The organism is Bradyrhizobium sp. RDM12 (genome assembly GCF_051917485.1).
In the GTDB taxonomy this organism is placed as follows: domain Bacteria; phylum Pseudomonadota; class Alphaproteobacteria; order Rhizobiales; family Xanthobacteraceae; genus Bradyrhizobium.
The window spans coordinates 8,018,383-8,045,003 of sequence record NZ_CM133064.1 but is presented as its reverse complement, the minus strand read 5'-3'; the positions used below and the strand labels follow the sequence as shown (position 1 = coordinate 8,045,003).

The following is a 26,621-nucleotide window of genomic DNA, read 5'->3' as shown; positions in this document are numbered from 1 at the left end:
AGGAATGGCGGGATGCGGTCACCGCAGCAGCTTGGTCGCAGAACATGGGGTCGAGGTGACCCCCGAGGGGCGTCTTACGCTGCGGATACACTGGGATCCGTTCGTCCAATACCCATGCAACTTAGTACCCTTCTATGCACAGTTGCGATGGAGCGCTGTTCCGCGGTTTCTCATGCTCTGCTGCACTCGGCCGGAATGTTCGCAGTTCGACAAAGAAGATCGCCATGTATGGATTGGTCGTGATGTTGACGATGCTAGCACTGTGCAGCATCGTGTTGGCCGGCGGGTTGACGGGGCCGGCAAAGGTCATCAGCACCGACACCCTTGAGATTCAAGGGACACGCGTTCGGCTCTGGGGCATCGATGCGCCGCACGAGACTCAAATGTGCCGAGATATCAACGGGAATCTATATCTATGTGGCCTCAGGACCGCGAGCGCACTTGAAGGCTTCATTGAAGATCGCGGAGTCAGTTGCCTGTCAATCCTGGAGGATGAGTGTGGACGGACGGTGGCGACCTGTTCAGCTGATGGCACCGATCTCGGAGAATGGTTGGTGCGCAATGGTCTCGTGCTCGATTGGACGCAATATTCGAGCGGACGATACCAGGCTGCGCAAAGCGAGGCCGATCGTGCCGGACTGGGCTTATGGTCGGGCAGCTTTGCCGTACCTCGGTTATATCGAGCATGCATTCGGTTAGGTGGTGGGCCAGCCGGTTGTTCCGATGACGCGAATGCACATCCTTGACGGGCATTTTCCACACCGAAATATGCGATTTCGGGTCCGCTGTGAGGTGATAGCCACGGGCGAGCTGGCGTCGATCAGAAGTGAGACGAGCTCACCACTACCTCTCGACCACGCTCAAAGGAGTAAGATGGTCTCAAACTCTCGTAAGCGCGAACGGCGCAGGAAACAAAGTCGCGAGCTCCACAGGAACGCCCCACATTGGCCGTATCGATTATTAAGGACCATGGACTCGCGGTCTGCCAGGGCACCGCCTTTTGAGCTCGAGGGAGAGCCGCATTGCGCTCAAGAAGGACGGGGTTCTCTGTGGTCTAAAAAGACAAAGGCGTGGCACGGACACAATCAGATCCAGCTAAGTAGAGGTTGAGCGCAAAGAAAGAAGCCCAGTGGTGTTCGAGGCACCACTGGGCAAGGTAGTGCAACACCAATGTGGCTTGGGATGCAGCCTACCTCCACTCCATTCGATTCTAACTGTCAGGCTTTGACATTCCCAGAACTCGCAGCTTGATTCCCACAGGCCGCCAGATGCTGTGCCCCAAAGTTTATACTCGCACTCAAATCTGACGGACCAAGCAGGTGCGAGCGCTTGCTCAACCCCGGCTCCGAGGTGCCATCGAAAACGATGGTGATCGAATTGGGGTCTTTGCCGCGGGAAGGCCGCATACTGCAAACAGCATGGTCCGCTCACCGCTGGCATGTCACGAGCGTAACCGGTGCGGCAGCCCGAACAAGAACGTCAGATCGCTTAACAGCTCGTGCGCGCCTTCCACAATGAAGCGTTCGCCCCTGAACTCGCAGCGTCGCTCCCACGCCGTCGTGGTGCAGACTCTGTGCCGACGGATGCGATGCAAGGTCCCGGCGTTTTTCAATCGTGATGTCGTCTAGCGACAAGAACGGTCATTGTTCAAGCAAGCGCCCGATCTGAAGTCGAACACCTATCGCATGAAGCGCGCCGGACTTCAGGGCGATGATTTCTGGGAACCCTCCTGCGAATGAGATTAGGTGCTCCAGCTTCTTCACGACCGACACAATGAAGTCGTACCCGGTTCGAGGCTCGGAGCTGAGCTGATTCAGAGATCGCAAGCTCACCGGACTGATCCGATGAACTGGTCGGCATCCGTGATCGCACCGACGCGGGGTGGCCGGAACCTGTGCGGAGCAAACGAACACGATCCGCCAATCATATCGTTCTGTGATGCATCTTCTCCCTACTGCTCCGCAGACCACGGATCGCATGACTCCGGGAAGCGATCTTTCTTGGGCGCCGCCCGGAAATCAGCCGGATAGCTTGGGGTCCATTGCCGTTCTATTCGCACGGTGATCTCGGCAGCGAATTGTTCGTGCCGTTCTGGGTGGTGCCATCGTGCCAAACGCGATGGCGGTGGGGACGCTGATGGGGGCCGGCGTACCGTCCGCAATATGGCTTTCGCATTGCGACACTGAGGGTCGCGGCCAGCAGGTCTTGGCCCAGAGGGCCTGCATCGGCATCGTGGTTCACGGCAGGTTCCCCGGCCACATCACCCCCGCCATCGTCGGCGCCGTGGCCCTCGGCGGTGCGCTGGAACGCAGCGATCGTCTATGTCTGGACAATCATGGTGCCGTCGTCGGCGATCGTTGGGCGCTGACCTGGTGGGAGTCAATGCTTCGATGTCTTCGTCAGGACACGAGCTTCAGCCCAACAATGCCGGCGACGATCAGTCCGATGCTGGCAAGGCGAAAGGCGGCGGCCGGCTCCCCGAACAGGACGATGCCGAGCGCTGCGGTGCCGACCGCACCGATGCCGGTCCAGACCGCATAGGCAGTTCCAATGGGCAGCGTCTTCAGAGCAAGGCCGAGCAGGATCACGCTGCCGGCCATGGCCGCGAGCGTGAGCGCGGACGGGACGAGCTTGGTGAAGCCCTCGGTGTATTTGAGGCCGATTGCCCAGGCCACTTCCAGCAGGCCGGCGACCAACAAAATGCTCCAGGCCATGGCGACCCTCCGTTCGCGGCAGGGTCGTCCCCGCGGCTGATGTGATGATGAGCTGCAAGGCAGTCTTCGCTAGGCAGCGATTCGCTTCGATCAGGCAGGGGTAGCTGCTCTTAACGATCAGCTTTCCGACGTTATTGGTTCGGCGAATTCACACGATCGACAAAGCAGAAAGCCGTCCGTTCCGTTCATGCGATCGGCAATCTTGCAAAAAGTCGCCCCGTCAAAGAGATCCTTGTACCTGTCGTGGAGAAGGTTGCCCAAAACGTGTCGTCGCTCAAAATCCATGCAGCAGAAAGTAACATCGCCGTTTGGGAGAAGAACATTACGATATTGCCGTTCGTCAGGACATGTCAGTGCTCCAATGATTGGCTGTCGTGCTTCAATCATCTCCTCGCCGCTACCAGCCCTGCTGCGCGGCGGACGCGAGCGGACGAGCGCTTCCTCAGGAATTATGTCGACAAGTTCGGGATGAACCTCGCCCATGACTATGAAGAGCAGCGATGAAATGTCGGCATCGACAAGTTGGCGCATCAAATCCACATAGTTGCGCCTGACGAGGCCACTATCCATGTACGTGCCGTCATCAAAAACGTGCACCAGGAAAACGCGGAACTGCAGCGCACGTAAGCGTCTTAGATCCCGCCCGTTCATTCCGACCAGGGTTGTGAAAATCCGGATTCCATGGCCACACGCGTAGGCATGCTCAACCATTTCGGTGCAAGCCGGATTGAGCCAAGGCTCCGAATACCCGGAAAAGCTGATGTCGACAGCTGCTGGTACGCGCGCCAGGCATCGCTTGAAATCTTGGAGAGAAAGATGCTTCACGTCGGATATCGCTCTTTGCCGTTCGGCAAACTTGTCCTGCCGGCAATAAGAACATCCGACGACACAGCCCGTTGTCGTAGTTATCTCCAAGACCCTGCCGCCAGTGATTGCAGAGCGCAGCTCCTGTAGAGTCATCGATTCGATATTATCCACTTCTGCGCTCCGCGTGGGAATAAAAAGACCTTGAGGCCGAACCGCCGAATCCCATTTAGCCAGTATCCAGCAGGATGCGGCGGCTACTGAGTTGGCGTGGGTCGATGAATTGATGGGACCTCTCGTTCCGTCTAACAAGCAGCATTCATGCCAGAGGCGGTACTGTCCGAAAGCCGACACGTCCGAGTGATATGTCTTTCTCCTTGCGAGTAGCCGCAAATCTGGGGGGCGGTAGCGGACAAGATGAGGCTACGTCACGATTCATGCGTTCTTGAAAATGACTTGAAGGACGGCGTTCATGCAAGTTTGCGCCGCTGTTGTGATCCGCGGCAGTTGCGATTGCGATTGCCTCGACGCATTCAACCGTTGGCAACGATCTTCGAGGCGAAATGACCCCGGAGCGGGTATAGCTCCCCATGCGCCACAAGCCCAGCCGCTCCGACGGTCAACGGTCCAAATCAACCGAATCTAGGTGGGAGGCGCGGAACCGGTGCGGTTGATGTGTGGCGTGCTCGTAGTCTCACCGCGCCGGCTTCGGCTGGCATGATCGCCCGGTGAGCAGACGAACAAATTCCAGTCGCAGGCTCCTGGCAGAGTGCCGGAAGTCCATCTAGTCAGTGGTGGACGCTACGGCAGTCCCCACCTCAATGTTGTTGTGCGGAGATAGGGACCTGGCGTCAGCGAGAGATAGTTCGAGCGGATGATGCGTGGGGCGGGCGTCCGACCCATCTAGGGTCTAATCTGCTCGCGAGCTCAGCAGCCTCGGCTTGTTGGCACTGCCCCGAATGAGCGAGGGCGGAGTACAGACGGGCCAAGGGCGCACATTTCATGCGTGAAGCCCTTGCGGATTGACAAAAGCCATCTTGCAAACTTGTGCCTTTTGAGCTGCGCAACTCTCCTCGTTTTGGTTGCGTTTGTATGGAGTCAGTCGTTTCACATGCCGACGGCCGATCTCGACGCTTCAGCTAGCAGTCCTCTCGCGGGCTACGCGAACCCGTCCAGTGCACGTAGGGGCTCATCTTCAGCGCCTCGGGATAGTCTACCCATCTGTCGTTGAGGCGCCGCCTGCATGTTGCTCGTATCCTTTGGCACCAAGCGTGTTGGCGGGGGAGCCATTCACTCAGACGCAACAGGTTGTGAGCATCGCCTTCAATACAGCGCCGAGCACTGTCTAAGGGTGCCGTTACTTCAATTCGATTCCATTCGACACCCCCGGGCTCAATCAGCCTACTACAGGTGTCCACTCATTGGGAGCAGGTTCATCAGCCTTGCCGTACGCCGACTCCGCGGAATGAGCGGCCCTTTGTTCGCGCACTTTTGCGCAATCTACGCTCACGCCAACTAGCACTGCCACACAATGATCTGCAAAGCAGCAACCTAACGCAGCGTTCGGTTCACGCATTTCTTTCGGCGCGAATGTTGCGATGCAGCTACAGCAATTCGCGCGCACGTTGTTAAGAAGCGCGAGGCTCGGGGGCACTCAAGACATGGGAATAGAAATGAAGAACTTTTTGCTTGCGACTGTGAGCATGCTGACGCTTGCGGTAGTGACGCCCTCATTCAGTGCAGACCTGACCGCGCAGCCCGCCGAGGCTATCTACACCAAAGCTCCGCAGCGCGTCGCGGCCGCAATTTACGACTGGAGCGGCCTCTACGTCGGTATGAACGGCGGCCTGGGCTCAAGCTCGAATTGCTGGGACTACAATGGCCGCACCCCTGAGGGCTGTCATGATGCGACCGGCATTACCGTCGGCGGACAGATCGGCTATCGGTGGCAGATCGGCCAGATCGTGCTGGGCGTTGAAGGTCAGGGGAACTGGGCTGATCTGAGCGGATCCAACGTCAGCATCGCGTTCGGCGATGTCGACCAGAGTAAGATTAATGCGTTCGGTACGATGACTGGGCAGATCGGTTATGCGCTCGACAGCGTACTGTTTTACGCCAAGGGTGGCGTCGCAGTGGCGAGCAACACGTATCGAGTCAACTCCGCACTCACGGGCGCGCAGTTCGCGAGCGCTGATAGCAGCCCCTGGGGTGCTACTGTGGGCGCCGGGATCGAAGTCGGTTTCGCGCCGAACTGGTCGGTAAGCGTCGAGTACGACCACTTGTTCATGCGGGATGCCGACGTGAACTTTGTCGTGGCTGCTGGTTCGCTTGGCGGCGACCGCATCCGTCAGGACTTCGACCTTATGACTGCGCGGCTCAATTATAAGTTCGATGGCACAACTCTTCTCAAATATTGATCTGTAGTTGGGTTCGTGAATCGGAGGCCCCGGTTTGACCGGGGTCTTTTTTGGGTACGAGGCATCGCGCGTGCAACGCGACTGCCCCCGAGTGACCAGAAGTCAGGAAGAGTTAGCCAGACCGCGGCGAGTTCATCTTCTGAGCTGAAGCTTCAAATCGATCAGGACAGCGAGCATGTTCGTTTCTTTCTTCCCTCGACCGAAGTTGTTCTTTGCGTCGTCAATTCTTTGGACGGCGTTGGCGATGGCATTCTGGTATGGAGTTGCCAGCAACTTCTTTCAAGCCTCGACCAGCCGGTCGGGCTTGCGGCTTTCTGGTCGGCTCCGTCGCTGTGGTTCGATCTGTATTTTGTGATTACTGTTGCGGTCTTCGCGGCCGCATGGATGTTGCTTGCCCCGCATCCTTGGGCGTCGTGGTCCATTCTTGGGTCCGCTCTGATCCTGTTCACCTCTTACTTCCAGGTTCAGGTGTCAGTCGCGATAAACAGCTGGTATGGACCGTTTTATGATCTGGTCCAGGCCGCGCTTTCGAAGTCGAGACCGGTAACAGTAGAGCAGTTCTACAGCGAAATATCGAGCTTTGCCGGCATCGCGCTCGTGGCCGTCGTCGTCGGCGTGATGACGCGCTTTTTCGTCAGCCATTACATCTTTCGTTGGCGCACGGCGATGAGCGATTTCTATGCCACCAACTGGCCACGGCTGCGCAAGATTGAAGGCGCGTCCCAGCGGGTTCAGGAAGACACCATGCGATTTGCCAGCACGATGGAAGGCTTAGGCGTCAGTCTTGTCAGCGCGGTACTGACCCTCTTAGCCTTCCTGCCGGTTTTGGTGAGACTGTCTAGTAACCTCATGGCGCTGCCTCTGTTCGGCACGATTCCCTACCCGCTGGTGTTCGCAGCAGTCATCTGGTCGATTTTGGGCACCGGCATTCTCGCGCTTATCGGCATCCGTCTGCCCGGAATCGAATTTCTCAACCAACGCGTCGAAGCGGCCTTTCGCAAGGAGCTCGTGCTCGGCGAGGATGATCCGGCGCGCGCCAATCCGCCGACACTAAGCGCGCTGTTTAGCGACATCCGCAGGAATTACTTCCGGCTCTATCTCAACTTCTTGTATTTCAATATCGGCCGGATCGTCTACATTCAGACTGATGTCATCTTTCCTTACATCCTGCTTGCGCCGACGATCATCGCGGGCAAGATCACCCTCGGCGCGATGAACCAGATCCTAAACGCGTTCACGCAAGTGCGGACCTCGTTTCAGTATCTCGTCAACTCGTGGAGCACGATCGTCGAACTGATCTCGATCTATCAGCGGCTGCGGAGCTTCGAGGCAAAGATCCACGGTGAGCCACTGCCGGTGATCGAGACATGAAGGAAGCAAGCCTCATGATCCCTAGCTGCACAGGAGTTGACGGACACTGGACGACCTCCCGTTCGGCTTCAAACGGTTGCGACGCGGCTGAATTGGCTTCAGCTTTGAGAAGCGGCACTCGAGAGGATGGCGCTCGGCATAAAGAGACTTATCAAATGCATATCGGAACGCCCGTGACGAACTGTTGTGGATGAGGGCGAGCGCGCGTGTGTAGCGGCGGGACTGACTGTATCGGCGATGACGACCTCGGCAGGCAACGTGAATCCTTAAAGGCCGTACCGCGTACATCTACAAAGAAGTACCAGCATGCCGTAAGTTCGACAGTGAGAGACGCCTCAACGGCCTTGTTTCGCCGCTCCGCGAGCCATCATAGTCGTGGCGCTCATGCTGCGGACGCTGACTACGCCAGAACACGATGACGGATTGTCAAAACTTGAACCGCTCGGTGGAATGCCGGGCTAAACGGGGGGCGGCGTTACCTGGGGCGGCGGGCCCGGGCGACCGCGGGATGTGCCGGCGCCCATTCCGGTTGTAGCGGAACGGTAATCGCGCTCAGCGGCACCCAAGCTCGTTCCAGCGTCACTGGATCGCGCAGCTGGGCGAGACGTTCGGTGCGAACGTCCAGCCACTCGAACCAGCGATCCTGGACCGCGACCAGCTGGGCTGGCCGGAGCGCGCCGAAATGATCTCGAAGAGAAACGCTTAGCACTCGTAAGCTCACTTTGGGCCTTGGCACAAGAGTTGAGACGATGTTGCGTCGCGTTTCAACTACCCGAACTGGGGTTTGACAACTCTGGGGCTGGCGAACCAATCCGTGTTCCGCCGAGCCGGAGCTCTGGCCGTGAACGTCACCGCCAAATTGAACAGCGTGGATCCGCAAGCCTAGCTAGCCGACGTTACGGCAGCCTCGCCGCACATCCAGCTTATAGGCGCGACGAGCTCCGAAGCTGGAATTGGGCGATCAGAACAAGCAAGCCACTAGGTAGCGGTTCGGCGGTCCTCACGGAATGCTTACGATCTTCTGTTGATAGCGTCGGCAAATGTTGATTTGAAAGGAGATGCGGCGTCATGCATCCAAGATGAGCAGAGCACGAACTGTCACATTAGCGACGCGTATTTCTTGTACTTGTAGGCTTGTCCGTCTCCGTTATTCCCCTGCTCCCTAGAGCGAACCAGGCTCATTCCACTTGGCTTTCTGGGTAGCACTGGCTCGGCGGCCGGAGCCGAGGTCTGCCAGATGTTCGTCATTTGTGGATTAGCGCCATGACACCGCAAGCCACACTATGTGCTTTATTACGAGGTGTTTTGGACGATGCGATCGGGATGGTGCCCGAAGCAAACCGAACGTCTTCGTTGAAGGCGTGCCTTGCCGAAAAGGTATTAGCTCTGGCCGCAAAAGGTCACTCGGATCCAACTGTCTTGGCAAGTCTTGCTGTGCGGAGATTGCAGGAATCCTGTTCTGGCTGCTGCGGCTGCGAACTGCAGAAACCGCAACGAGGTGCGCAGGCACGACGATGAACTCCACACCATCCCCAGCGCTTTCTCGCTGCGCGATCAGCTTACGAGCCAATTGATTGCTGCGAGGACTGCTCGCAATGCGATTGGCCATACCAAACGCTTTGGAAATGGACGAGCAATACAGGCAGTGACGGCGGCGATCTCGCCCCTAGCCGAAGCATCCGTCGTCACGACCGCGTCTCGGTAGACAAGAACTCTCCTGTTCTACCTTGGGTCTCTCCTCCCGCCCCGAGAAGATATTGAAACATTGAGCAAAGCAAGGTTCTCGGTCAGCACAATCGAGGCTGCATGCCATCCAAGCCTAAGAGATCGTCCGTGTCCGTGGCTGTCACTGCAGCCCTTGCGCACCGCCCGCGGCACAGATGATCTTCATCGAGCCGCATGGGCGCTTGGCGCGCCATGTCGGCGATGTCGCAGGGCGGGGTGCTCGCCTGCTCGGTTGCCCCACGAACCAAAGCAGGCGAGGCCGAGTGATCCGATAGATTGCACCGGCCGGTGAGATGTTGGTAAGCCGAGCTGCCGATCGTCCGGATCTGCGGACAGAGGCGGACAAGCCGATCTATCGTATCCTGCGACGCTTGCGGGGCGGATCTTGCCCTGCCTGCCAGCAGCGGAGGCAGCTGTGTTCGACGATCCCGTCTGCCTCGATTGCGATCGCGATGCGCCGCTTGCCCTGGCAAGGCGGCAGCGTCAAGCTAAGCGGTATGAATTCCCGCGGCATCGACTTAGGTCCTAAGCTCGTCGCCATTGCGACGACCCTGTCCACGATTTCGGCTGACTTTCGGTGTCGATTGTGCTCAGCGCCGAGCCGGCAGCGATGATCCGGTCCCCTAGGCCAAGTGCTGCGGAGCATCCCGTCCGGAGAAGGACGGCTCGCAGGCCAGCGAAAGGCGACGGGCCGGGATCGCGCTGGCGGCGCTTGAACATCACGTTGGAGTTGCCTGAATGGCCGGCCTCTGAGCGGGCCATGCTTTCCTTCAAATGGCCCCGGCCAAGCCGGGGCCATCGACCCAATTGCGGATCAATATTTGAGGAGAATCGGACCGCCAAACTTGTAGTTGAGCCGTACCGTGATAAGATCAACATCTTTGCGGATGCGATCGGCCCCACCAATATTCCCGCTGAATTTCTCCGTGCTCGGCTGGAAGAACAGGTGGTCGTACTCGAAGCCTACCGTCCAGTTCGGTGCGAGGCCGTGCTCGAATCCGCCCCCCAATACGCCGCCCCAAAGAACGTCACTTTTCCTACTGGCTCCCGCCACGGTGGAGCTGATCTGATGGATGTTGCTCGTGACTGCGGCGCCGCCTTTGCCGTAAAGTAGGTTGTTCCCGAAGGCATAACCAATCTGCCCCGTCATGAGACCGAACGCGTCAATCTTAGTCTGGTTGGTAGTATCGGAAAACGCGATGCTGTGATTGGACCCGGTCAAATCAGCCCAGTTGCCCTGGCCCTCAACACCCAGCACGATCTGGCCCATCTGCCATCGATAGCCGATCTGGAGGCCCACGCTACCTCCTGTCGGATGATGACAGCCCTCGGGCGTGCTGCCAAGGTACTCCCAACAACTCGCGCCTGAGCCCAGGCCACCGTTCACGCCGATATAGTAAGCGCTCCAATCGTAGATTGCAGCTGCGACAGGTCCCGGAGCGGTGGTGTAGAGAGGCATGACGGGTTGCGTAGCCAGATCAGCACTGAATGCAGGGGACACCGCAGCAGCAACACCGTGCTCACTGTCGTAAGCAACAAGTTCTTCATTTCTATTCTCATGTCTTGAGTGCCCCGAGCCTCGTGCGTCTTAACAACGTGCACGCAAATTGCTGTAACCGCATCGCAACATTGGTGCTGGAAGAAATGCGTGAACCAAACGCTGCGTCAGGTTGGGGCGTTGCAGATCATCTCCAACTGCTTGGCTGCCCGTTCGCGTGCGAGCGCAGATCAGCGCGGTGTCCTGCCTGTCGCGCGCTGGACAGCTTGGCAGGATCGCTCCACCTCGCGACACTAGCGTGTTAGGTCGAGGGGGCGAACGGTAAGACTACAGGTCGGCTCGTCCTCTATGCGCCCCTTCGATGTAGGCGAATTTGGCTTGGACCGGCGCTCGAGCTCCGCCACCGCAAATTAGGCGCTTGCCTTGCGCAGGATCTCGTTGGGTACTGAAGCCCGCGGTTCTCCCGTTCGAGCGCTTCAGCTCATTGGCCGTCGGTAGGAACGCCGGCCGCTGGCCGCTATCGACCTCCGCCTTCTTGAGCCCGCGAAGCGTCTCTGAACTACGCTCAATACGCGTTTCGCAACATCGGCGTGAGTGGCGGCGAGCAACCGTGCTGTATCTTTCCAATAATCTTGAACCCGTGGCGTTGGTAAAAGGGAATGTTCTCAGGATTCGAACTTTCGAGGTAGGCAGCGACGCCCTGCTCATCACATCGTTGAAGAGCGTACTTCATCAGCAATGTGCCGAGCCCTTGTCCCGCCCAGATCGGATCGACAGCGATGAGGGGCAAATACCAATGTGGCTTGGAGGGATGATGTTCGGCCATTCCCTGGCGCAGATGTGCCATATGTTCGCTGATTTCCGGGCGCAGGGACAGCGCCATGATCGCGTCCAGCGCGTCCTCATCCTGCTGCTCGCCGGGAGGCAGCCAAAGGGCCGCGGCGCGACTTCGGCCGTCACGTATGCTGTGCCATGCTCGAATGCTCGTCCGCCACAAGCCTCGATGAACTGAGTCATGCTGCCAAGATATTGCCCAGGGTCCGGCCAACTCCAGCGCATCAACGGATCAGCGGCAAAGCCTAGGACAATTGTCCAGACGGTTCTTGCCCGAATGCTCGCGTTCGCTGAGGTGACGCCCGGCTCCGCTGTCATGATGCCGCTTTTTGAGCGCAGAGTTGTAGCGTTAGAGCACGGGACCGATACGGCTGGATGTAAGTGGAATGGATGTACCCCCAAAGGTTCATCGAGTGCCTTTAGTTTCCGCCTCCGGCTCTTCTGCCTGAGCTGGCGTTCGGCGGCCGCTTCGGACGAAAGTCCCTCGCTGGGAGCGCCTGACGCTTTTGGACCTGGATCTTCGCGGCGAGGACTTGTGCTGTCGGTCCATGAGAGCGTCATCTGGATCCTGCCCTTTCCGAAGGAAGACTTCGTTTTGTCGGCGTCGCCAACTCTGGCAGCCTTCCGAAAGCAGCGAAAAGGACGATTTGAGATTGCGAGGTGATCTTGTTTTGCCAAATGTTGCGAGTTGCATTCGCTCGACCAATCTTAGCACCGCAGTGCCATTTGGAACCTGCTAGCCTAGGTAGGTGCTTGGCGCTGGTGCGGTTGGATGGCGCGGCGCCGAGCTAACCTCCCGAAGCCGTCGGGTTCAAGCTGCCGGTTTATCTTCCTTCCCGCGCCGCGCACCATCCCGGTCGAGCCGATCTAGCAGCAGGATCGACGGCGCATGACGCATCACGCAACTCACTCAAAAAGGAGCGTTTGCGGGCCGTCGGATCGTTCCGGCCGACGGCTACGCGCCTTCTCCGCTTGGGGCCAGCCAAGCCGTCACAGCGAGGCCCAAAGAAAAGAGGGCCGACAACTGGGACGGCCTTGTCGTTAGCTCGGCGCTCTCAATCCTGGGGAGCTAATGCATTGCTGAAGCTGGAGGGCGGTCTCGCTTATGCGCGCCGCTTTGAGGAGAGTTTCGCGCTTCGCTCCGGGCGGTGCCGCCTCCGCGCGGCGGCGGGCTTCGTCTGCCAACTGAGCAAGGCGACGGGTCAAGGGGATAGCTTGTTTTTTTCTGGTTAGCATAGGATGGCTCCGCGTAAGGTTGGGAGCACGAGTAGCTCTCAGTCACCGATAGATGCCGTGATGGGGCCGGTGATGGAATGAATAGGCGCCTGTTCAGTCAGAATAGACACCAAATTCGACAATGCAAAACAGGCCGCTGTCATTGATTTAGGCCACCGGCCTTGAAATAGGCGAGTAGGCTGTCCTTATTAAAACGCCGCCCGCTTAAATGAAGCGCGGGCGGCGGCGTTCCAGCCCCGAGAGGGACAAGCAAAATCCCGGATATTCATTGGTCTGGACAAGCAGCGTAAAGGTTCACTATCTGCTTCGGCGAGGAGACGCAGCCCCGTCCTCCGGGGACGATCGCGCCTCAGAATGTCTTCTTCAGCACGTGTTTGTGATCGGAAGAGACCGAAGCTAATTCTTGATCGGGTCTACAATTGCACTGACTTGAACCCGGATGGGCCGCATTTTGGCTCAGCGGCACAGGGGCTCCCCTCGGGAATCCCACCATATTGAAAGACGTGCTTCCGATACGGGAGCTTAATATGCGTATTGATTTCAGGTTGGCGGCGGATGCCGCGCCAAGTGATCTTGCGTGGAAGGACCGGCAGGTCGATCTCCAAACGCAAGGAACTGAACCTATGGCCGCGAACGACAACGATGTGAAGTGGCCGTTCATTCCGTTTCCGGAAGATTGGTATGCGGGACTTTGATTGCTGGTCGGCGCATCCAGTTCGGCGGCATCCGGTCGCCTTGGGTAAAGCGCGGTACTTGTCGGATGTCCAATCGCGCTACCGCGCCAAACTGGGAAGTTCGCCACGGTTCGGCGGGACAGGAACTCGCGCGAAGCGGCACAAAGTCAGGCGCGGGCCTGCTTAAGAATGGCGAGCGCCATAGCGTACGGTCAACGAGCGGCCAAGCCACCGAGGTGACCCGCAATCCCGCGCCAAGCCGGGCGGTCATCCTTCGCGCCTGAGGCGTGATCCTCGAACAGGTGAGGCGGATCAACCCCGGCGGCGAGCAGCGCATCGCGCGGCAAATCCGTGCTCTGGCGGTCGGAGTCCGACGACACGCGCATGTAGCCAACCAACATAGGCGGATACCCATCGGAAATAGCTTTCCGTATGCTCGCGCGTGGCGACAGAGTGTTGCGCATATTTTTTGCGCCATCAGGCGTTTAGCTTCAGGGCGCTACTACAAGATTCGGTAGGTGGCTAAAGCCAACTTGAGGCCCTAGGGTCCGGCCGCCTTCCCCGCCGATCATCATCGACGAACAGAAATGAACCCAAGCCCACGTGAAGCCGCTGCCCGCAACGCCCGTCGGTCACCTTCCGCCCTTCTATCGCTTAGAGAGTGAAGTGCCACCATGTCCGAACGCGCGTCGATCACATCGAGCCCTCGCCCGAGATGTTGAGGCTACGCGCCAACGGTCCGATCCACCGCGTGCGCTTCCCGTCCGGGCACGAAGGCTGGTGGGTGACAGGCTACGACGAGGCCAAGGCGGCGCTGTCGGACGCGGCGTTCCGGCCCGCCGGAATGCCGCCGGCGGCATTCACCCCGGACTTGGTGATTCTCGGTTCGCCGGGGTGGCTGGTCTCGCACGAGGGGGCGAGCACGCCCGGTTACTCACGATCGTGGCGCCGGCCTTCAGCGACCGCAGGGTGAAGCTGCTCGCGCAGCAGGTCGAGGCGATCGCCGCGGAGTTGTTCGAGACGCCGGCGGCCCAGCCCCAGCCCGCCGACCTGCGGCGCCACCTCTTTTTCCGCTTCCGGCCATGGTCATCCGCGCGTTGATGGGCGTGCTCTACGAGGATCACGCCTTTTTCGCCGGGCTGTCCGACGAGGTGATGACGCAGCAGCATGAAAGCGGCCCGACCGTCGCGCTTGGCCTGGGAAGAACTGCGCGCCTACATTCGCCGCAAGATGCGGGACAAGCGCCAGGATCCTGGCGACAACCTGCTGGCGCATGTGCTCGCGGCGCTCGACCAGGGCAAGGCGACCGAGGAAGAGGCGAGCGGCGTGACGGCGGGCATGCTGGTGGCGGGGCACGAGAGCACCGTCGCGCAGATGGAATTCTGCCTGCTGGCCATGTTCCGCCATCCGCAACTGCGCGAACGCCTGGTCGGCGATCCATCCCTGGAAATCCTGCGCATGTACCCGCGGGGCGCGGGCTGGGACGGCATCCTGCGCTTTCCGAGGACCGGGGTGACTATCGCGAGCGTGCATATTCCCGCGGACAGCAACGTGCTGGCCGGCCTGCCGACGACGTCGTTGGATCCGCGCGATTTCGACGACCCGGAAATCCACGACGTCGGACCCGACGAAAAGCCGCACCTAGCGTTCTCCTACGGGCCGCACCACTGCATCGGCGTGGCACTGGCCAGTCCGGAATTCAAGGTGGTGATCGGTTCGATCTTCCAGCGCTTTCCCACGCTGCGCCTGGCCGCGGCGCGCGAAGAACCGAAGTTGCGCAAGGAGATCATCGCTGGCGGGTTCGAGGGGTTCCTAGTGCCCTGGTGATCTGCGGACGCCGCCAGGAATCCCGATCGTCTCCGCAAGTTGCCGGCGCGCCGGGCGCGCGCCGGTCAGATCAGCCAGCCAACAGGTAAGCAAGATGGACGTGCAAGAAGCCACGGCAGCATGCCGGGATGCCTTCGCCGAACTGGCGTTGCCAGCGTGCATCCACGACCCGTATCCGTTCATGCGATGGCTGCGCGAGCACGATCCGGTGCATCGCGCGGCGTCGGGCCTCATTCTGTTGAGCCGCCACGCCGACATTCACTGGACGCTCAAGGCCACGGGCGATGTGTTTCGGGGACCGGCGCCGGGCGAACTGGCGCGCTATTCCCCACGTGCGGCGACCAGCCTGTCGCTCGATCTTATGGCGTCCACGCTAGCGGCGAAGGACCCACCGACGCATACGCGTCTACGCCGGCTGATCTCGCCCGAGTTTACCATGCGCCAGATCGACAACCTGCGGCCGAGCATCGCGCGCACTGTCGCAGCGCGTCTGGACGGCATGGCGCCCGCGCTGGAGCGCGGGGAGGCGGTGGACCTGCATCGGGAATTCGCGCTGGCCTTGCCCATGCTGGTCTTCGCCGAACTGTTCGGCATACCCCAAGACGAAATGTTCGGCCTCGCCGCCGGCATCGGCCCGATTGTGGAAGCCCTGGGCCCGCACGCCAGCGATCTACAGCTCGAAGCAGCGGACGTGGCCAGCGCCAGGGTGCTGGCCTACTTCAGCGACCTCATGCAGCGCAAGCGCACCGATCCCCGCCACGACGTCATGTCGATGCTGGTCGGCGCACACGATGATGATGCCGACACGCTGTCGGATGCTGAGTTGAGCAGCATGCTGTGGGGCATGCTGCTGGGCGGCTTCGCCACGATTGCTGCGACCATCGACCATGCGGTCCTGGCGATGCTGGCGTATCCCGAACAGCGGCACTGGCTGCAGGGAGACGCCGTGGGGGTGAAGGCATTCGTCGAAGAAGTCCTGCGCTGCGACGCGCCCGTCCTGTTCAGCCCCACTCCGCGTATCGCCCAGCGCGACATCGAACTGAGCGGCGTGGTGATCCCGAAGAACGCGGACGTCCGCGTGCTGATCGCGGCCGGCAATCGCGACCCGGACGTTTTCGCTGATCCCGACCGCTTCGATCCCGCGCGATTCTACGGCACCAGTCCTGGCATGTCGACTGACGGGAAGATCATGCTGAGCTTCGGCCACGGCGTCCACTTCTGCCCCGGTGCACAACTGGCCCGGGCGCAGTTGGCTGAGAGCTTGCCGAGGATCCAGGCGCGCTTCCCCACGCTGGCATTGGCCGAGCAGCCCACCCGGGAGCCCACCGCGTTCCTTAGGACGTTCCAAGCGCTGCCGGTGCGGCTGCATGTGCGGGGTGCTGAGATGCGCGTCGTGGTCGACCAGGATCTGTGCGGAACCACCGGGCAGTGCGTGCTGACGCTGCCGGGCACCTTTCGGCAGCGCGAAGCGGACGGCGTGGCCGAAGTGTGCGTGGCGACGGTCCCGCAGGCGCTGCAAGCCGCCGTGCGGCTCGCGGCCAGCCAGTGCCCCGTCGCCGCCATTCGGGTGATCGAAAGCGACGCTGGCGATGACGAGCGTGCCGGCGCCGACGCTGCGCCTTCCCCGGCGGAGGACGAGCGGCATGCCGCGAAAGACTAACTCCAGGAGGACACGATGCGAGGCTTTGAAGGCAAGGTGGCCGTGGTGACCGGCATCAGCAAAGGCATACGCGCTCGCCATCGCGCGCGAGGGCGGCAGAGTGGTGGTGGCCGACATTGATGGCTCGGCGGCCATCGCCTGCACCGCGCAGATCGCGGCCGAAGCGGGCCACGCGCTGGCCCAGGCCATGGACATCGCCGATGCGCAGGCGGTGGCAGCGCTGTTCGAGAGGGCGGAGCCGCACTTCGGCGGGGTCGACCTGCCGGTGAACAACGCGAGCGCCATGCATCTGACCCGGCGCGATCCTCGACCTGGACCTGGTGGTCTGGGATCAGACCATGGCGACCAATCTGCGCGGCAGCCTGCTCTGCTGCCGGCAGGCCATCCCACGGATGATCGCCCGCGGCGGCGGTGCGATCGTCAACATGGTCGGCGCTATTACCCGAGCGCACATGCGTCCATGACAACCCGCATCGGATACTCATGAGCTGGCATCGCATGCACCGTGTGGCGAGGCAGCGGCACCGGCGACGCGCGGCATTGCTGCACTCGGCGCCCGCGCTCAGTGAGACGCCGGCAACACCGCGGCGGCTCGCCCGTCGCCGTGGCCGTCTCCTGTCAGGTACAAGGACATGAACAGCATGCAGACCGGTTCCACGCCACACGACGACCGAACTGGCGTTTGCGCGCTCGGCGGATTGGGCGCGCAGGCGCGCGGCGCATCCGGCAGGCTGCTGCCGGAGATCTGGATGCAGGACGGCGCAAAGCAGGTCGAACAGGCGCTGGCGCGTCTTCTCTGCGCCGAAGACAACGGTGAGACCGAGCTGATGGCGGCTATGCGCTACGCCACCTTGCGTGGCGGCAAGCGCACCCGCGCCTTGCTCTGTCTGGCTGCCGGCGCACTGGCCGACACGCCGGCGCACATGCTCGGCGACGTCGGTGCCGCCATCGAGATGATGCACGCCTGTACCCTGGTCCACGACGACCTGCCCGCGATGGACGACGACGTGCTTCGCCGCGGCCTTCCGACCGTGCACGTGAAGTTCGGCGAAGCCACTGCGATCCTGGTCGGCGATGCGCTGCAGGCGCACGCCTTCCTGACTCTGGCGACCCTGGATGCGCCGGGAGACAACCGTATCGCGCTCGTGCGCGAAATGGCGCAGGCGGTGTCCGCCGAGGGTGCCGCAGGCGGGCAGGCCATTGATCTGTCGCTGGTTGGAAAGCACGTCGAGCTGGACAGGATCGTGGCGATGCACCGGATGAAGAGCGGAGCGCTAGTGCGCGCGTCCGTTCGCATGGGTGCGCTATGCGCCATCGCGGAGGATGCCGCGCACGGAGCGCTGTACCGTGCGCTCGATCGCTACAGCGCCTGCTTCGGCCTGGCCTTGCAGGTGGTCGACGACATTCTCGACGCGACAGCGGATACCGCGACGCTCGGCAAGACCCCCGGCAAGGACGCGGCGGCGCAGAAGCCGACCTGCGCGTCGATCATGGGGCTGCAGGCAGCGCGCCAGTTCGCGCTGGATCTGTTGCGCGACGCCGAGGAGGCCATCATCCCGCTGGGGCCGCGTGCGGAACGGTTGGCGCAGATGCTGCAGCAGGCCAACGCGTATCTGTTCAAGCACGCGCCATGCGCATGAGCGCGCCCATCCCTGTGCCGCTGCGATCGGCCGGCGGCAGCGGTGGATGCTGCGTTGTGTCCGAGTCCGCGGCCCCCGATCGCAGCGGTTGCCCAGCATGGCCGCGGCGCACGCGGCGCACGCGGCGCACGCGGCGCACGCGGCGCGCTGCGCGCAAGCCTATGCGGCGGACCGGCGCCAGCATCGGGGTGCGTCGCCGCGCCGGAGCAGGGCGGCCGTCCAGCGTTGCCCATGCGCCAGGCCGCGATGGACCTGCGGCGGTGCGCGCGGCGTCTGCCCGATCCTGGTTCTCGTCAACCGTCTGCAGAAGGAACATCCCGCGTGAACGCGCTGTCCGAACAGATCCTTTCCGAATTGCGCCACCTGCTGAGCGAGATGGGCGACGGCGGCAGCGTCGGTCCGTCCGTCTACGACACGGCGCGAGCTCTGCAGTTCGACGGCAACGTCACGGATCGGCAGGACGCATACGCGTGGCTGATTGCGCAGCAACAGGCCGATGGCGGATGGGGAAGCGCGGACTTCCCGCTGTTCCGCCATGCGCCCACGTGGGCGGCGTTGCTGGCATTGCACCGTGCCGATCCTCTTCCCGGCGCTGCCGACGCAGTCCAGGCTGCAGTCCGGTTCCTCGAGCGCCAGCCCGACCCTTACGCGCATGCGGTGCCAGAAGACGCGCCGATTGGCGCGGAGCTGATCCTGCCGCAGTTTTGCGGCGAGGCCGCATCCTTGCTGGGCGGCGTGGCGTTTCCTCGCCACCCGGCGCTGTTGCCGTTGCGGCAAGCGTGCCTGGTCAAGCTGGGGGCGGTGGCGACGTTGCCGAGCGGCCATCCGTTGCTGCACTCTTGGGAAGCCTGGGGGACGTCGCCGACCACCGCATGCCCGGATGACGACGGCAGCATCGGCATCAGTCCGGCGGCTACCGCCGCGTGGCGTGCGCACGCCGTGACACAGGGGAGCACGCCGCACGTCGGGCGCGCCGAGGCGTATCTGCAGGCGGCATCGCGGGCGACGCGCAGCGGCATCGAAGGTGTCGTTCCCAACGTCTGGCCGATCAATGTGTTCGAGCCATGCTGGTCGCTGTACACATTGCATCTGGCCGGGCTGTTCGCGCATCCCGCGCTCGCCGAGGCGGTGCGCGTGATCGTCGCGCAGCTCGACGCCCGCCTGGGCGTGCGCGGTCTGGGCCCGGCCTTGCACTTCGCCGCCGATGCGGACGACACCGCCATTGCGTTGTGCGTCCTGCGCCTTGCAGGCCGCGATCCGGCTGTCGATGCGTTGCGCCATTTCGAAATCGGCGAGCTGTTCGTCACCTTCCCCGGCGAGCGCAATGCCTCGGTGTCGACCAACATCCATGCCCTGCATGCGTTGCGACTGTTGGGAAAGCCCGCCTCCGGCACCAGCGCCTATGTCGAGGCCAATCGCAACCCGCAGGGTCTATGGGACAACGAAAAATGGCACGTTTCGTGGCTGTATCCCACCGCGCACGCGGTCGCTGCGCTGGCGCAAGGCAAGCCCCAGTGGCGCGACGAGCGCGTGCTGGCGGCGCTGCTGCAGGCGCAGCGCAACGACGGCGGCTGGGGCGCCGGTCGCGCGTCCACATTCGAGGAAACCGCCTATGCGCTGTTCGCGTTGCACGTGATGGACGGGAGCGAAGAGCCGACAGTGCGCCGGCGCATCGCGCAGGCGGTGGCGCGTGCGCTGGAGTGGATGCTCGCCCGCCATGCAGCGCATGCATTGCCACAGACGCCGCTGTGGATCGGCAAGGAACTGTATTGCCCCACCCGGGTCGTGCGCGTGGCCGAACTCGCCGGGTTGTGGCTGGCGCTTCGTTGGGGGCGGCGCGTCCTGGCCGAGGGAGCAGGAGCGGCGCCATGATCCAGACCGAACGCGCGCTGCAGCAGGTGCTGGAGTGGGGGCGTTCCCTGACCGGGTTCGCCGACGAGCATGCCGTGGAAGCGGTCAGGGGCGGCCAGTACATCCTGCAGCGCATCCACCCGAGCCTGCGCGACACCAGCGCCCGCACCGGCCGCGATCCGCAGGACGAAACGCTGATCGTGGCGTTCTACCGCGAACTGGCGCTGCTGTTCTGGCTCGACGATTGCAACGACCTTGGCCTGATCGCGCCGGAGCAGCTCGCCGCGGTGGAGCAGGCGTTGGGGCAGGGCGTGCCGTGCGCGCTCCCCGGATTCGAGGGCTGCGCTGTGCTGCGCACTTCGATGGCCGCGCTCGCCTACGATCCTCGCGACTATGCTCAGCTTCTCGAGGATACCCGGTGCTACTGCGCGGCGCTGCGCGCCGGACACGCCCAGGCGGCAGGGGCGGAACGCTGGTCCTACGCCGAGTATCTGCACAACGGCATCGATTCGATCGCCTACGCGAACGTGTTCTGTTGCCTGTCGTTGCTGTGGGGGCTGGACATGGCGACCTTGTGCGCGCGTCCGGCGTTTCGCCAGGTCCTGCGGCTCATCTCGGTGATAGGGCGCCTGCAGAACGATCTGCATGGACGCGACAAGGACAAGTCGGCCGGCGAGGCCGAGAACGCGGCGATCCTGCTGCTGCAGCGCTATCCGGCTATGCCTGTGGTGGAGTTCCTCAACGACGAACTGGCCGGCCATACGCGCATGCTGCACCGGGTGATGGCGGAAGAACGCTTTCCCGCGCCGTGGGGACCGTTGATCGAGGCCATGGCGGCCATCCGCGCGCAGTACTACCAGACCTCGACCAGCCGCTACCGCAGCGACGCTGCGCGGGGAGGCCCGCGTGCGCCGGCCTGAACGCGCGGGAGGCGGCGGCGTGCGCGCGCTGCCGTCAGTCCGATCCGACGCAACGCCGTCGCCCGATGCGACGGATGGAGCGAGCATGAGCGATACCGCCCTGAGCCGGCGCAAGGACGACCATCTGGACATCGTGCTGGATCGGCGAACGGCGCCGGCCACGGTCGCCACCGGCTGGGAGTACATCCGGTTCGAGCACTGCGCATTGCCCGAGTTGGACCTGACGCAGATCGACCTGCGCGCCTCGCTGCTGGGCAAGACCATGCGCGCGCCGCTGCTGATCAGCTCCATGACCGGCGGCATGCCACGCGCCGAGGCCATCAACCGGCATCTGAGCGAGGCAGCGCAAGCCTTGGGGATCGCCATGTGCGTCGGTTCGCAGCGCGTGAGCCTGCAATCCCGCAACTCCCAGGGGCTGACGCGCGCGCTGCGCCGCCTGGCGCCAGACATTCCCTTGTTGGCCAATATCGGCGCCGCGCAATTGCGCGAGGCCGACGGCCTGGACCTGGCGCGCCGGGCGGTGGATGCGCTGGAGGCCGATGGACTCATCGTCCATCTCAATCCGCTGCAGGAAGCGGTACAGCCGGAGGGCGACCGCGACTGGCGCTGCGTCCTGGCGCAGATCGCTCGCGCCGCGCGCAGCGTGGGCGTGCCGATCGTGGCCAAGGAAGTGGGGTCGGGTCTGGCCGCCTCGGTGGCCTGTACGCTCGTCGAGGCCGGCGTGGCGGTGATCGATGTCGCCGGCGCCGGCGGCACCAGCTGGGCCGCCGTGGAGGGCGAGCGCGCCCGCGATGCCGCCGACCGTGCAGTGGCGATGGCGTTCGCCGATTGGGGGATTCCGACCCCGGCCAGCGTGCAGGCGGTACGCCGGGCGCTGCCAGCGGTGAAGCTGATCGCGTCGGGCGGGATCCGCGATGGCGTCGACGTGGCCAAAGCCATCCGCCTGGGCGCGGACATCGCCGGGCAGGCGGCCAGCGTGCTGCGCGCGGCGACGGTATCCACCGAGGCGGTCGTCGCGCATTTCGAGATCGTCATCCGCCAGTTGGCCGTCGCCTGCTTCTGCACCGGCTCGGCTGATCTGGCGGCGTTGCGTCAGGCGCGCTTGTTGCCCTCGGCGCATCTGCCCGCCGGTTGATGCGGGCGTCGCCCGCACGTGGCGGCGGGCGCCTAGCTGGCCGCTGAAATACCTACGCCAAAGATAGACTACTGATTCACCTTGGCGAGGCGGTTCAGCCCCTCGATATTGCCGCTGTCATGACATTCTATCGCTCCTGACACTCGGTCTTTTGGTAACCATGAGCGCTCCCGCGCAGGCGGATCGCGCGGCGGTGCAAATTGCTGCGCGGTACAACGTCAGGACGGTTCACGTCCAGTTTGGCGTCATGTACAACGACAAGCAGGAAGTCGGTGGCGGCTCCGGGCTGCTCATCGGCGACAGCCTCCTGCCGACCAACTGCCATGTGATCGGACGCGAGGAGAACTACAAGCTTCGAAGTCAATGCCCGTCTCGGGTCGCGCAATGCGAACCCAATCAAATTCACTGTGGTTTATCGCGACGATGCCAGAGACCTGGCTCTCTCGAGCTGTCGCAGCCCGCCGGAAATAGCGGAGACGCCTCTCGTTGTCCGATGCCCGTGATCGATGGCAACCAGCAAGCCCCGATGGAGACTCAGCTCTATCTGCTCGGTTATGCGCTCGATCTGGATCTGAGCATATCGAGCGATCTGATAAGCAACCAGACTAGCCCGAACGGTCGCTGGCAAACCGACACGGCCATGAACGTCGGCAACAGCGGTGACCCCGCATTCAACGAGTTCGGCGCACCGCTAGGATCGCAGTCGGCGGCATCGTCAAGTGAAACGAGGCGCAGGTTTCTGACGTCAACTTCATCATTCCCGCCACGGTGATTACCGCAAGCCCCCTGTACAGCATGATCACGGCCATTCCCCAGCCATCTGCTTGCTGGACGAAGTGGGTCGAGACAACGATCTCGTTTGAGAACTGGAGCAAGCTGAATTCCACGCATGTGCAGACGCAAGCCAACGCCGGCATGAAGATCCCCGAAATCCTCGCCGGAGCGATCCATACCCTTCTGCCCGAAGACCGGCGCCTCATCGTGAACGTCCCGGTGTCGCAGCTCGTCGAGGCGAAGCTGATCGAGCGATCGTATACAGTGGACAAAATCAAGGACGATCACCCGGTCGTATATGCGGAGCAGTCGGCGGACTATACCGAGACTTTCCCTGCTGAGCCCGGCTACCGCACAGGGTGCACGTGGCACGTTGAGACCGCCAACGGCGCCAGCAATATCGGTTGCGCGATAAACGGCGGTGGGGCGCAGGTTCGCTTCGCCTATCGGCCGTGGCGACCGACAACCGGTAAGGCGAGCGAGCAGGCGCCTCCCGAAAAAGCAGCGCCGGAGTCGAGGTGGTGGTCAACAACTCTGTGATTAAGGGGATGGTACCCATCTACTTCGCCACCAATCGCGTGGTGACGGGCGCGTCCGGTCTGGAATTGAGCCTGATTTCCTATCGTGGTGCGGCCACCAAACGCGTTTGGCTATGTGACGGTTAGTATTGCTGACCGCGCAAATTCAGCGTCAACCACGGATCAGAGAGTCGGACGTCCGAATCGTTCCGGGCGCGCCAAATACCGATTGCTCTCCACCGCACGCTATAGCCGCCACGCCCGTGCAAAGAACCGGAGATGGCCTGTGTAAAAAAGCGTAGAAACCGCGGCGTTTTGCGGTAAAAAAGTTGGATCGCTTACGGTCGATGGGTCATTTTTGACCTTACGCAGCGGCCTTAGCTGCATCCGAAAGCGGACATCCCAGCAATCAATTGCTGAAACAGCCAGCCATACCGCCGATCGCGTCCCAGACCCGCCGACTCCGCTGATAATTTTGAATTTTCTTGGGGATTGAGTTTACCTGCTCCGCGCAAATCGGACCTTTAGGTTCATAGTCCCTCCTTCTTGGAAGCGGAGGACGTTGGTATGACCCAATTAACTGTTGTCGTCAGTAACTGTAACAGTGTGGATCGTGCCGAAATCAGTGTGCTGAAAGGCACGCTGAATATCAAATATGGGCCCAACGGCCTTGGCAAGAGTACTTTGGCAAAAGCCATTGTCAGCCAAATTCGCGGAGACGGCACTCTCGGTGACCTCATGCCATTCAAAAGCCGAGGCAAGGCGGATGCAACGCCGCCGTCTGTGCAGGGCATTGACGGTATGGCTTCAGCCCTTGTCTTCGATGATGACTACGTCCAGCAGTTCGTTTTCCAGAAAGACGAAGTCCTTAAGAACAGCTTCGACATTTTCATCAAAACGCCGGATTATGTTGCGGCGATGGAGGCCATCGACATTGTGTTAGCTGGTGTGAAGCAGACGCTCGCCAACAATGCGGAAATCGAACAGACCATTTCGGACTTCAAGGAATTGCGGGATGCGTTCGGAAAATCGAAGCCCGGCAACATTCCGAAGAACAGCAAGATTCATAAGGCGTTCGGCACCGGCAATAAGACCGAGAATATTCCCGAGGCGCTGAAGCCCTTTGAGAACTTCATCAAGAGCCAAGAACCGTCCAAGTGGATCGGCTGGCAGATCAAGGGCAACGAGTATCTGAAGCTGGGCGACAATTGCCCCTATTGCGCCACCCCGCTTGTTGGTGAGGGGCAGAAGGACACCGCGCTCGCAGTCGAGAAGGAATTCGACGCCACGGCGGTCGGTCACCTCAACACGCTCAAAGCTGTCATCGAAAGGCTTGGCAAGTATTTCAGCGAGAAGTGCCGCGAAAACCTGCAGAAGGTAACGAAAACCAAGATTGACCTGACTGCCGCCGAGGTGAGTTTCCTTACGGGCCTCAAGGCTGAGATCGACGGCATGATCAACCAGCTGGAAGGTCTCCGGGCTATCTCCTTTTTCTCCTTGCGGGACGTGGACCAGATCAGTGAGAGGATCACCCCGCTGAAGATCGACCTGGCCCTCATGGACAAGCTCGATTCCCCAGAGACCCGGAGCATCACAGACCCTGTCAACGCGCAACTTGAAGACCTGCTTACGAAGGTTGGCGACTTGACGGGAAAGGTCAACAAGCACAAGGCCAAGATCAAAAAGGCGATAGAGGCCAACCAGGTTAGCATCAACACGTTCCTTAAGTCCGCCGGCTACAAGTACGTCGTCGAGATCGTTCCTGAGGAGCAATCCTACAAAATGAAGCTGGTGCACCGGGATCTGGCCGGTCACCTGGAAACTGCGTCCAAGCACCTGAGCTACGGCGAAAAGAACGCCTTCGCCCTGGTTCTTTTCATGCACCAAGTGCTGAGCGAAAACCCGGACCTGGTGGTGCTGGACGACCCAATTTCGTCGTTCGACAAGAACAAGAAGTTCGCCATCCTGCACGAGCTGTTCCAGGGCAGAGCCAGCCTGAGAGGGCGGACCACCCTTTTGCTGACCCATGACATCGAGCCCGCCATCGATGTTATCAAAAGTACCAAGGACGTGTTTCAAGGGGCAAAACCATCGGCATCTTTTCTTTCTTCGCGCGGGGGCATTGTGAAAGAAGTGCCGATCGCGAGGGAGGACATTCAGACCTTTGCCAGGGTCTGCAGGGCGAACATCGCCACGCTGCAGGACCCGATCCTGCAGGCCATTTATCTGCGGCGCGACTATGAGCTACGTGATGAAGTCGGCAGGGAATACAATCTGCTGGCAAGCCTGTTCAAAGGCCGCGCCGTTCCCACGCTGCAGACGGCAACTGAAAACCGGAACATGACCCCGGAGGAGAAACAGGCAGGAGAGGAAAGCATCCGAAAAGAACACTTACCAGGGTTCAACTACGATGCGCTGGTCGCCGAGGTGAACGACGTTAACGCCATCCGCGCCAAATTCGCGGCCACGGACGTCGGCTACGAAAAAATCCAGTTGTTCCGGATTTTCAACCTCGAACACGACGATGACGTGCTCCGCAAGTTTATCAACGAGTCATACCACATCGAGAATGAGTACGTAATGCAGCTCAACCCGCATAAGTTCGAGAGCATTCCCGAGTACGTCATTGACGAGTGCGTTCGCATGCTGCCGCCCATCCAATAGAGTTTCACTAGCATTGCATTGAGGTTCACATCCAAGGTTGACCACGCTCCTGGAGAGCGCGCCTGCCGCAATTGAATCGCGCTTTTTAAAGCTGCCGATCCATGGTGGGATACCAAGTCCTCTCGTCAAGCCTTAAGTCTCCTGTTTTTCTTACTTTTTTCCGACCCTGTTTCGAGCTTGTGCTAAAATTCGTGCTATTTAGCGGGATTCTGAGCGCGCGCGGGCCACTTGCAGGGCCCTTTGCGGAAGCGGGGCAGCACGAAGATGGCCTGTTAGAGCCCCAGTGTCGGCGTTTGCCTGATTCTGGAGCCTGTCGAAAATCCCTTAACGGATCGTTGGAGAACATCGTACTCAGCGGG

At 61.4% G+C, this 26,621-nt stretch carries 15 protein-coding genes and 4 pseudogenes; 14 read left to right on the top strand and 5 right to left on the bottom strand.

Annotated features, from left to right (window positions below; translation table 11 throughout):
* Positions 1-224 precede the first annotated feature (224 nt).
* Positions 225-746 carry a thermonuclease family protein gene (locus ACTGJ9_RS38895; RefSeq protein ID WP_456675315.1) on the top strand — a complete coding sequence of 174 codons (522 nt, stop codon included), beginning with the start codon at positions 225-227 and terminating at the stop codon, positions 744-746.
* Positions 747-2,399: 1,653 nt separating this feature from the next.
* On the opposite strand, the gene sugE is transcribed toward ACTGJ9_RS38895, so the two are convergent.
* The gene (gene sugE, locus ACTGJ9_RS38890) at positions 2,400-2,714 is read right to left on the bottom strand and encodes a quaternary ammonium compound efflux SMR transporter SugE (protein WP_369726359.1); all 315 of its coding nucleotides are present in this window, start codon (positions 2,712-2,714) and stop codon (positions 2,400-2,402) included.
* Between the two features lie 117 nt (positions 2,715-2,831).
* Positions 2,832-3,692 carry an SPASM domain-containing protein gene (locus tag ACTGJ9_RS38885; protein ID WP_456675314.1) on the bottom strand — a complete coding sequence of 287 codons (861 nt, stop codon included), beginning with the start codon at positions 3,690-3,692 and terminating at the stop codon, positions 2,832-2,834.
* 1,499 nt (positions 3,693-5,191) lie between these two features.
* On the opposite strand from ACTGJ9_RS38885, the gene ACTGJ9_RS38880 reads away from it, so the two are divergent.
* Positions 5,192-5,935: an outer membrane protein gene (locus ACTGJ9_RS38880; RefSeq protein WP_456675313.1), complete on the top strand. Its 744-nt coding sequence runs from the start codon at positions 5,192-5,194 to the stop codon at positions 5,933-5,935.
* 175 nt (positions 5,936-6,110) lie between these two features.
* A pseudogene (gene sbmA, locus ACTGJ9_RS38875) lies at positions 6,111-7,306 on the top strand (peptide antibiotic transporter SbmA).
* Between the two features lie 2,539 nt (positions 7,307-9,845).
* Here the strand turns inward: sbmA and ACTGJ9_RS38870 are convergent.
* Together ACTGJ9_RS38870 and ACTGJ9_RS38865 are read right to left on the bottom strand one after the other, a co-directional pair.
* A pseudogene (locus tag ACTGJ9_RS38870) lies at positions 9,846-10,579 on the bottom strand (outer membrane protein).
* Positions 10,580-11,094: 515 nt separating this feature from the next.
* The gene (locus tag ACTGJ9_RS38865) at positions 11,095-11,412 is read right to left on the bottom strand and encodes a GNAT family N-acetyltransferase (protein ID WP_456675312.1); all 318 of its coding nucleotides are present in this window, start codon (positions 11,410-11,412) and stop codon (positions 11,095-11,097) included.
* A gap of 1,714 nt (positions 11,413-13,126) precedes the next feature.
* Here ACTGJ9_RS38865 and ACTGJ9_RS38860 point away from each other — a divergent pair.
* Positions 13,127-13,294, top strand: a complete 168-nt coding sequence (locus ACTGJ9_RS38860; protein WP_456675311.1) for a hypothetical protein — start codon at positions 13,127-13,129, stop codon at positions 13,292-13,294.
* Positions 13,295-13,485: 191 nt separating this feature from the next.
* Here ACTGJ9_RS38860 and ACTGJ9_RS38855 read toward each other — a convergent pair whose 3' ends face one another.
* The gene (locus ACTGJ9_RS38855) at positions 13,486-13,659 is read right to left on the bottom strand and encodes a recombinase family protein (protein ID WP_456678762.1); all 174 of its coding nucleotides are present in this window, start codon (positions 13,657-13,659) and stop codon (positions 13,486-13,488) included.
* Between the two features lie 329 nt (positions 13,660-13,988).
* On the opposite strand from ACTGJ9_RS38855, the pseudogene ACTGJ9_RS38850 reads away from it, so the two are divergent.
* The 10 genes and pseudogenes from ACTGJ9_RS38850 (at position 13,989) to ACTGJ9_RS38805 (ending at position 26,262) form a co-directional block, all read left to right on the top strand.
* Positions 13,989-15,100 (top strand): annotated as a pseudogene (locus ACTGJ9_RS38850) (cytochrome P450).
* Positions 15,101-15,194: 94 nt separating this feature from the next.
* A complete protein-coding gene (locus ACTGJ9_RS38845; RefSeq protein WP_456675310.1) occupies positions 15,195-16,760 on the top strand; it encodes a cytochrome P450 in 1,566 nt (521 codons plus the stop codon).
* A gap of 15 nt (positions 16,761-16,775) precedes the next feature.
* Positions 16,776-17,188 (top strand): annotated as a pseudogene (locus ACTGJ9_RS38840) (SDR family NAD(P)-dependent oxidoreductase); the annotation flags it as partial.
* A 213-nt stretch (positions 17,189-17,401) separates the two neighbouring features.
* Positions 17,402-18,400 carry a polyprenyl synthetase family protein gene (locus tag ACTGJ9_RS38835; RefSeq protein ID WP_456678761.1) on the top strand — a complete coding sequence of 333 codons (999 nt, stop codon included), beginning with the start codon at positions 17,402-17,404 and terminating at the stop codon, positions 18,398-18,400.
* Positions 18,401-18,721: 321 nt separating this feature from the next.
* Positions 18,722-20,272, top strand: coding sequence for a hypothetical protein (locus ACTGJ9_RS38830; protein WP_456675309.1), 1,551 nt, complete (start codon positions 18,722-18,724; stop codon positions 20,270-20,272).
* Positions 20,269-21,171 carry a terpene synthase family protein gene (locus tag ACTGJ9_RS38825; RefSeq protein ID WP_456675308.1) on the top strand — a complete coding sequence of 301 codons (903 nt, stop codon included), beginning with the start codon at positions 20,269-20,271 and terminating at the stop codon, positions 21,169-21,171. Before ACTGJ9_RS38830 ends, ACTGJ9_RS38825 begins: the two co-directional genes overlap by 4 nt.
* An 85-nt stretch (positions 21,172-21,256) precedes the next feature.
* Entirely contained in the window at positions 21,257-22,306 is a 1,050-nt protein-coding gene (gene fni / locus ACTGJ9_RS38820; RefSeq protein ID WP_456675307.1) for a type 2 isopentenyl-diphosphate Delta-isomerase, read from the top strand.
* 160 nt (positions 22,307-22,466) lie between these two features.
* The gene (locus ACTGJ9_RS38815; RefSeq protein WP_456675306.1) at positions 22,467-23,078 is read left to right on the top strand and encodes a S1 family peptidase; all 612 of its coding nucleotides are present in this window, start codon (positions 22,467-22,469) and stop codon (positions 23,076-23,078) included.
* 23 nt (positions 23,079-23,101) lie between these two features.
* The gene (locus ACTGJ9_RS38810) at positions 23,102-23,620 is read left to right on the top strand and encodes a hypothetical protein (protein WP_456675305.1); all 519 of its coding nucleotides are present in this window, start codon (positions 23,102-23,104) and stop codon (positions 23,618-23,620) included.
* A gap of 545 nt (positions 23,621-24,165) precedes the next feature.
* Complete coding sequence (locus tag ACTGJ9_RS38805) at positions 24,166-26,262, top strand: AAA family ATPase (RefSeq protein WP_456675304.1); 2,097 nt, start codon at positions 24,166-24,168, stop codon at positions 26,260-26,262.
* The last annotated feature ends 359 nt before the right edge of the window (positions 26,263-26,621 follow it).

What these genes read in the sequence shown, in the direction of transcription:
- fni (WP_456675307.1), top strand. Translation starts at nt 21,257, where the DNA reads ATGAGCGATACCGCCCTGAGCCGGCGCAAGGACGACCATCTGGACATC.
- ACTGJ9_RS38865 (WP_456675312.1), bottom strand. Translation starts at nt 11,412, where the DNA reads ATGGCGCTGTCCCTGCGCCCGGAAATCAGCGAACATATGGCACATCTG.
- ACTGJ9_RS38805 (WP_456675304.1), top strand. Translation starts at nt 24,166, where the DNA reads ATGACCCAATTAACTGTTGTCGTCAGTAACTGTAACAGTGTGGATCGT.
- ACTGJ9_RS38810 (WP_456675305.1), top strand. Translation starts at nt 23,102, where the DNA reads ATGATCACGGCCATTCCCCAGCCATCTGCTTGCTGGACGAAGTGGGTC.
- ACTGJ9_RS38860 (WP_456675311.1), top strand. Translation starts at nt 13,127, where the DNA reads ATGCGTATTGATTTCAGGTTGGCGGCGGATGCCGCGCCAAGTGATCTT.
- ACTGJ9_RS38835 (WP_456678761.1), top strand. Translation starts at nt 17,402, where the DNA reads ATGCAGACCGGTTCCACGCCACACGACGACCGAACTGGCGTTTGCGCG.
- ACTGJ9_RS38880 (WP_456675313.1), top strand. Translation starts at nt 5,192, where the DNA reads ATGAAGAACTTTTTGCTTGCGACTGTGAGCATGCTGACGCTTGCGGTA.
- ACTGJ9_RS38855 (WP_456678762.1), bottom strand. Translation starts at nt 13,659, where the DNA reads ATGCGCGTGTCGTCGGACTCCGACCGCCAGAGCACGGATTTGCCGCGC.
- ACTGJ9_RS38825 (WP_456675308.1), top strand. Translation starts at nt 20,269, where the DNA reads ATGATCCAGACCGAACGCGCGCTGCAGCAGGTGCTGGAGTGGGGGCGT.
- ACTGJ9_RS38845 (WP_456675310.1), top strand. Translation starts at nt 15,195, where the DNA reads ATGGACGTGCAAGAAGCCACGGCAGCATGCCGGGATGCCTTCGCCGAA.
- ACTGJ9_RS38815 (WP_456675306.1), top strand. Translation starts at nt 22,467, where the DNA reads ATGAGCGCTCCCGCGCAGGCGGATCGCGCGGCGGTGCAAATTGCTGCG.
- ACTGJ9_RS38895 (WP_456675315.1), top strand. Translation starts at nt 225, where the DNA reads ATGTATGGATTGGTCGTGATGTTGACGATGCTAGCACTGTGCAGCATC.
- sugE (WP_369726359.1), bottom strand. Translation starts at nt 2,714, where the DNA reads ATGGCCTGGAGCATTTTGTTGGTCGCCGGCCTGCTGGAAGTGGCCTGG.